2 protein-coding genes are annotated in these 7,200 nt (G+C 57.8%); both read right to left on the bottom strand.

Annotation, left to right across the window (positions count from 1 at the left end; translation table 11 throughout):
• The coding region (locus CLV58_RS27710) for a putative Ig domain-containing protein (RefSeq protein ID WP_211300920.1) at window positions 1-6,392 on the bottom strand (6,392 nt) is incomplete at its 3' end.
• Window positions 6,393-6,618: 226 nt separating this feature from the next.
• A partial coding sequence (locus CLV58_RS27705; RefSeq protein ID WP_146141572.1) for a T9SS type A sorting domain-containing protein occupies window positions 6,619-7,200 on the bottom strand: 582 nt, incomplete at its 5' end.

The raw sequence follows: 7,200 nt of genomic DNA, 5'->3' as shown, positions 1-7,200 counted from the left end.
GCCTTGACCGTGTAGCTGAAGGCGCTGCCCACCGTGGCGCTCTGGTCAGCGTTGGCCACCGCCACGGGGGCGGTGTTGGCCGGACTCGTGCTGGTGCAGGCCGCCAGCCAATTGTAGCTGTAGCTCACCTCAGCACCGCTGCCCTGGATAGCCCGCAAGGAGATCACCGGATTGTCAGTGTACAAGCGCAGGGTGTAGGGACCAGCCGACGTGGTGGCGTCGATCTCGTTGGCCACCCGGAAGCGGATGGTCTCTCCCGTCAGGCCCGCGTAGTTGGGCAGCAGCGTTACCCGGCGCTCGCTGGCCGTCACCTGTTCGCAGCCGGTCAAACTCACGCTGGTAATGCTGAAGGGTACCGTGGGGTTGCCAGCGTGAGTCACCGTCAGGCTGACGGTAGTGAAGCTGGTCTGGGCGGTGGGCGTCGTGGCATCGGTTACCGTGACGGTGAGGGTCTGCTCACCGGCTGGCAGGCCCGCGACCGTAGCGGTGTTGCCGTTGGCGGTGATGGTGCCGGGTCCGGTGAAGCTGTAGTTGTAGGGGGCCTTCCCCCCCGATACGCTGGCTGTGATGGTGGTGCTACCCGAAGTCAGGAGCTGGGTCGGGTTAGCCGTGGCCGTTACGGTCAATGCTGTTACTGGTGTTGGACTAGCCGTGATCGTAAACGTCGTCGTAGCTGACAGACTACCCGGATCGGTGGCCGTCACGGTTACGCTGCTTACGCCCGATGCCGTTGGCGTACCCGAAATAATCCGGGTGGCCGGGTCGAACGACAGTCCGTTGGCCGGATCGATTACCGCTGCATATGTCAGGCCGGTTGGCGTTTCGGTATCGGTAAATGCATTGACGGTATACGTGAACGCCGTGCCAACCGTAGCCGTCTGGTTGGTATTCACCGTGGCAACTGGCGCGGTGTTGAGTGGCGAGCCAAGCGACACCAGTTCCGAGCGAAACTTCTTAAAATTATTCTGACCCAAGTCCTTGGCCACCGTTCCGTCGTTGTAATAAACGGCATCGCCATTGTCGACCAGCAGTTGCAGCGTCGTGTTGTTGTCGAGCGAAGCGGGTACCTCGACAATCGATTCGAAACTACCGTTTACGGCCAATGCCGTCAGGTTGGCATTGCGTTCTACCGGTACATCGCCAGCGTTACCCGTCCAGCTAAACAGGCGGAAATCGTTCGGCGATGCACCCGCGTCGCCCGCTGGCCCGGCAATGATGACATATTGGTTGCTGCTGTTCCGACGCATCTCACGGATACCCCGTCCGCCCAGATCCAGTTCGATGGGGGCTCCGAACGTCGCTGCGCCCTGCGCCTGTCCGCTGATCAGACTGGTCAGGTTGGTTACGGGTACGATGAGCGCTTTTGTCCGGTTGGCGGGCAGCACCTGCGGAGCCCGGAAGCCCAGGTAAACCGTGTTGCCATCCGGTGCAAATTCAGCGCCTTCGATGTTGTAGCCGCTCGTCTGCTTCGACCCTACGCCGGCGGCTGCGCTCGCCTGCAATCCGTAGTAGTTGGCTCCTTTGCCGTGACCGTTGTTGACATCCCAGTTGATAATATCGTCGCGCAGATGATCGTACCGGCCGACGTAACTTAGCGTCGTCGACGCACCACTGCCCGACAGATCGGTTGCGTACACCCGGTTACGGTTCGGGCGGCTACTACCCGCATCGGCATTACTTTCCGAACCGATCCAGAAAATGCGGTTGTTCTGCCGCACCGACAATTCCAGATCCACTTCGCGCGGCACACCACCCGACAGATCGGTCAGGCCGAGCGACGACGTAAAGTCGAAGCCAGCGACGGGTAACCCTGAATTTTGCCGGTTATACAGCCGGAGGACCTGGTTCTCGTCGTCGCCGACCAGCATGTAATTCGCATCGACCATAATGGCCGTCGATGCATCGCTGGTTCCCGTGTGGAAGCGCGTCGTAGCGGGCGCTACCGAAGCTGCCGATGCTGCGTAGTTGACGATGTAGTTTGCGGTATTGACCCCATCGCTGACAGTTAGGGTAATCGTTGAGTAACCAACGCTGACGGGTGTAATCGTCAGGTTTCGGCTGTTGCCCGAGCCTGTCAGACTGACCGTTGCGTTACCATTGTTGCTCGACGCCGTAACGGTCAACAGGTTCACGTCCGTATCCGTATCGGCGAGCGTAAAGTTGATACCCTGCGTTTTAGCCGGATCGGTCGGGTCATTTATCACCCCGCTAACGTAGCCCTGACCACTGACGGGCAGGCTTAGATAAGCTGTCGTTGATACGGCTGCCTGAATCGTCGGTGGGCTGGTGACGGGCGAGTCGTTATCAATAATCGTAACCGATACCGGACTGGCCACGAGTCCGTTATAAGTAGCATCGCTGCTCGTAACGGTTTGCGTAATCGTGGCGAAACGGGGCGCCCCCTGGTACACATTGTCGTCGACAGCCGTTACGGTAACGGTTTGCGCCGTGTTGTAATTCGCCGGTGTAAAGGTCAGCGTAGATGCACTAACGCTCAACTGCGAACCCGCGCTGATTGACACGGTAACGTCGGCCGATGGCTGACTGTTGAGCGCCACAGTATACGTATCGGTCGCTCCGCCTTCAGTAACGATTGTCGTGCCATTCGACTCAACAACTTTTACGCGGGGCAGTGCAATGAAATAGCCACCCGGATTACCCAGGTCGCCCGTCGTTGCGAGGTATGTGTTCTGGGCATCGTTGGCCACGGAGAGCTGCCAGCCTGCCGTGTTGGCCTGACCAAGCAGGTTCCGCTGGGGCCACGCGCTGACGAACTGCGTACGAACCGTTCCCGCCGGACTGGTTCCCTGATCGTTGTAGGTCAGGCGCGTTACGAGCGTGTTCGATGCGTCGTAGATATTGATTTCATCACTACGGCCCAGGCCCTGGTTACTGCCCCCGATCACTTTCACCGAATTGGGGAGGTACCAGAACGCCCGGAATTGAGTGTCGGTGGCATCCGTGACGATGACCGACTCATTGGGCTGAACCGTACCCAGACCACCGATAGCAAACGAACCGGGCAGGCGGGTGTTGTCATCAAAACTCCAGCCCGTCAGGTCGATAGGCGCGTTACCGACGTTCGTCAATTCGAAGAACTCGCCTACCCCGTTGCCAGCACCGTTGTTCGACGCATACATATATTCCGTGATTCGAATGACCCCCGCTGCCGGAGCCGAGTTCACCGTCAGGTTAAACGAACCGCTAGTTGCATTGATAGCCGGATCGGTTGCGGTAATGGTAATGGTCGATGTACCAGCAACGGTCGGCGTACCCGAAAGGGTGCGCGTAGCCGGGTCGAACGTCAGGGGCGACGGCACACCCGATGCGACATAAATCAGCGCCTGATTTTCGGCGTCCGTGAAAGCCGGCACGACATAGCTGAAGGCCGTACCGACGGTAGCCGTCTGGTTGCTGAACGTCGGGGCAACGGGGGCCTGGTTGGCGTTAACCGTGATGGTGAACGTCCCCTCCGCCGTTGCGCTCTGCGGGTCGGTAGCTACCGCCGTTACCGTCGACGTACCCGTTACCGTTGGCGTTCCTGAAATGACGCGGGTACTGTTGTCGATCGTCAGTCCAGTCGGCAGACCGGTGATTGTGTACGTCAGCACCCCGTTTTCGGGATCGGTGAAGGCGGGCACCGTATAGGTAAAGGCGACCGCAACGGTACCACTCTGATTCGGCAGCGTCGGCACCACGGGTGGCCGATTAGGCGCGACAACCGTCGTCGTGACCGTCTGCGTCGAACTGTTGTTGTTCTCGTTACTTTCCGTAATCGTACTGTTCGGATCAGCGACGGCGGCACCGGGCGACACACTGACCGTTCCGGCCGTGCCCGCCGTTACGCCGACGATCAGTGTCGCGTTACTGCCCTGCGTCAGCGTTCCACCCGTAAACGAAACCGTTGCTCCGATTTGCGTAACCGCGAACGTACCACTACCCGTTGCACTGGCGTAGGTTACTCCGTTCGGCAACGTGAAGGCAACCGAGACGTTGCTAGCATTTGCCGTACCGCTGTTGCTTACAACAAGACTGTAGCTGTATGCCTGCCCGGTGGTGGCCGACGCGGGTCCCGACAGGGCGACGGTCAGGTCAGGTAGTGGCTGGACATCGTCGTTCAGAATCGTTCCTGTCCCCTGCCCTTTCGATACGCTGGCACCCGTCACGTTCGACACGTTGACGTAAAACGTTTTATCTGCTTCGAACGTCGTGTTACCGTTGACCAGTACACTGATCGTGATCGTACTGCTGCCTTCGGGAATCGTTCCGGTACCGCTGGTTGCGACGTAATCGGTACCCGCTTTCGCCGTGCCGTCAGCCGTCGCATAGTTGAAGCTAACCCCACCGGCCGGAGCGGGCGTTGCCAGACTGACTGTAAACGTAAACGTGGTCGTACCGCTGTTTCCTTCGTTCGCCGACACATCGTTGATGCTCAGGCCGGGCGCGACGTCGTTGTCGGTGATCGAGATGGTCTGGGCCACCGTACTGCCCAGCGCAATGCCCGACGACGGGTTGCTGATGGTGAGCGTAGCCGTTTCGGTGCCTTCGACGGCGTTATCGTCAACAACGGTAAACGTGACCGAGCCGCTTGTCTGCCCGTTCAGAATCGTGATCGTGTTGTTGCTAAGCGTGTAGTCGCCCGACGTTATACCCGTACCCGTTACGGCTAGATTTACCGTCTGATTACCGACTACCGGAGCCGCAGCCGTTGCCGTTACGGTGATAGCCGTCTGAGCCGCTTCAGAAACTGTGTTGCTGCTCACCGACAGATTGACGGTGGGGTTTGCTTTCGTAATCGTTACGGTACTGGTCGATGGTGTACAGGGTGAATTGCTGATTGTCCAGGTCAGGACGTAGTTGCCTACGCCACCCGCCGGGGTGAACGTCGCCGTCGGACTGCTGACGTCACTGAACTGCGACGCAACTGTCGAGGGGCCACTCGTCACCGACCACATTCCCGTACCCGTCGTGGGTGCATTGGCCGCCAGCGTCGCCGACTGTCCGGTGAAAATCGTCTGTGCCGAACCGGCATTGGCAGTGGTCGGATTTTGACTAACTGTCACCTGTGCCGACCCGCTTACCGTAGCCGCGCAGCCGTTAGCGTCGGTACCCTTAACCAGTGTATAGGTCGTGTTGGCCGTGGGGCTAACAGCGATGTTCGATCCACTCGTGTAGTTGCTGACAACCGTATTGGTTGCCCCATTGGAATAGGTCAGCGAATACGGCCCCGTGCCCCCCGTAATCGTCGCTGTCAGGTTGGTCGACGTACCTTCGCAGATTGTATTGTTACCGCCAAGCGAAGCGGCTATTGTTGGGCATGCTGAAGCTGGGGCGAAAGCTACCCCCCGGAAGGCTGTATTGGCAGTCGCTGTCACTAGTAGTGTTGGCGTACCACTGATTGCGCCGTTGTAACCAGCATTGTCCGTTAGCGTTACTAGTTCACCTGCCTTCCGAATAGCATACAGTGTTACGGCTGTACCGGTTAGTGAACCGGTCAATCCACGATAGATATCCGTCGCTGCCCCCACCGTTCCATTTGACGTCCAGACATTATTGACCAGCGAGTATTTTACGATCCCGCCTACACCTGCCGTACCCGTATCATCGACCAGATAGAGCACATCTACACCGGGTACGCTTGCATCTACATCCGCAAAGAAGAACGCATAAGGACTTCCTGTCGAAGGAAAGCCGGGTATATTCGAAATTGTCTGCCCACTCGTTGTCGGTGTTCCCGAGCCTACCGTTGCAACACGCGTTGATCCCGACGACGAAGAGACATACAACTGCCCATTGGCAATGTTGGCCTGCCGTAAGTTAATAGTAGTCGTACTTAATTGGGTGGAGGTGGTAGCGCCAAGCGTTGTGTAGCGTATACCACCGGACCCTCCGGTTACCCAAATACTGGTTCCATCCGTACTTATAGCACTTCGTGGATTATTACCAGACGAAAAATCCGTTAAGGCGGTACTAGCATCTATCGTACCGTCTGCGGCCACTCGCGCAACGACGCGATTAACATTGGCACTGGTCGTATTGCTGATACTCGCGGTTCCTATAGCCGCGTCATAGCCTGTCAACAACAGGTATTTCCCGTCGGATGATCGGCTTAGCAAGCCCTCCGAGGTAGCTGTACCAGTGGCAGTCAATGCACGATTACTGCCACTGGCGGTAGTTGGCAGGGCAACCGAACGAACCAGAGCACCCGCCGGGGTGTACTCGTCCAGAAACACGGGTGTTGCGCTACCAGAAAGGGCGCCCGTTCCCGTTCCTACACGATAGATAACTAGATTACCGGGTGAGAAACGTTGTGCCCATCCGTTCGGACCGGCAAAAAGCAGACAGAGACAGGATAGTATAGCTAGCCACCTACTGGGTAAATAATGCTTCATGAATAAATGGGATGTGTTCGGTAATCAGTTGATTGCTAGCGGAGAACTGTAGCGAAAGTTGTAGACAAAAATAGCTGACGACTTGCACGACGAATAACCACTTAACAATCTGATAACACTGATTAACAACTACTTCACATTGACCCAATCGTGCACTTGCACCCCGCTGAAAACAGGAAAGCCCAGGCCGTTTCCGACCCGGGCTTTCCCGTGTAAACAAATACGCTTAGTTAACCTTCAGTAGTTTGACTGTCTGCGACTGTGTTGGTGTTGTAACACGCAGCAGTAAGGTACCGACAGGCTGACGACCAACCGCGAATGTGTGCGTCTCGACCGTACCAGCTTGCTCAACCGCATGCTGCCCAACCGTCTGACCGCGCATATCGATCAGTTGCATTGTCAATGGTTGACCCGCTGCGCCACGCACTTCAACGGCTGCCTGCCCATCGTTAATTGGGTTGCCGATTACACGAACGTCCAGCGTTGATTCGGCAACGACACCGATGCGACCGTTGTTGGTACAGGCCGCCAGCCAGTTGTAGCTGTAGCTCACCTCAGCACCGCTGCCCTGAATAGCCCGCAAGGAGATCACCGGATTGTCAGTGTACAAGCGCAGGCTGTAGGGACCAGCCGACGTGGTGGCGTCGATCTCGTTGGCCACCCGGAAGCGGATGACCTCTCCCGTCAGACCCGCGTAGTTGGGCAGCAGCGTTACCCGGCGCTCGCTGGCCGTCACCTGCTCGCAGCCGGTCAGACTCACACTCGTAATGCTGAAGGGCACCGTGGGGGTGGGTGTGCCGGCCGCGTT

This window comes from Spirosoma oryzae, assembly GCF_003002825.1.
Lineage (GTDB): Bacteria > Bacteroidota > Bacteroidia > Cytophagales > Spirosomataceae > Spirosoma > Spirosoma oryzae.
Note: the sequence above shows the minus strand (reverse complement) of the source record. Positions and strands in the feature narration are given on the sequence as shown.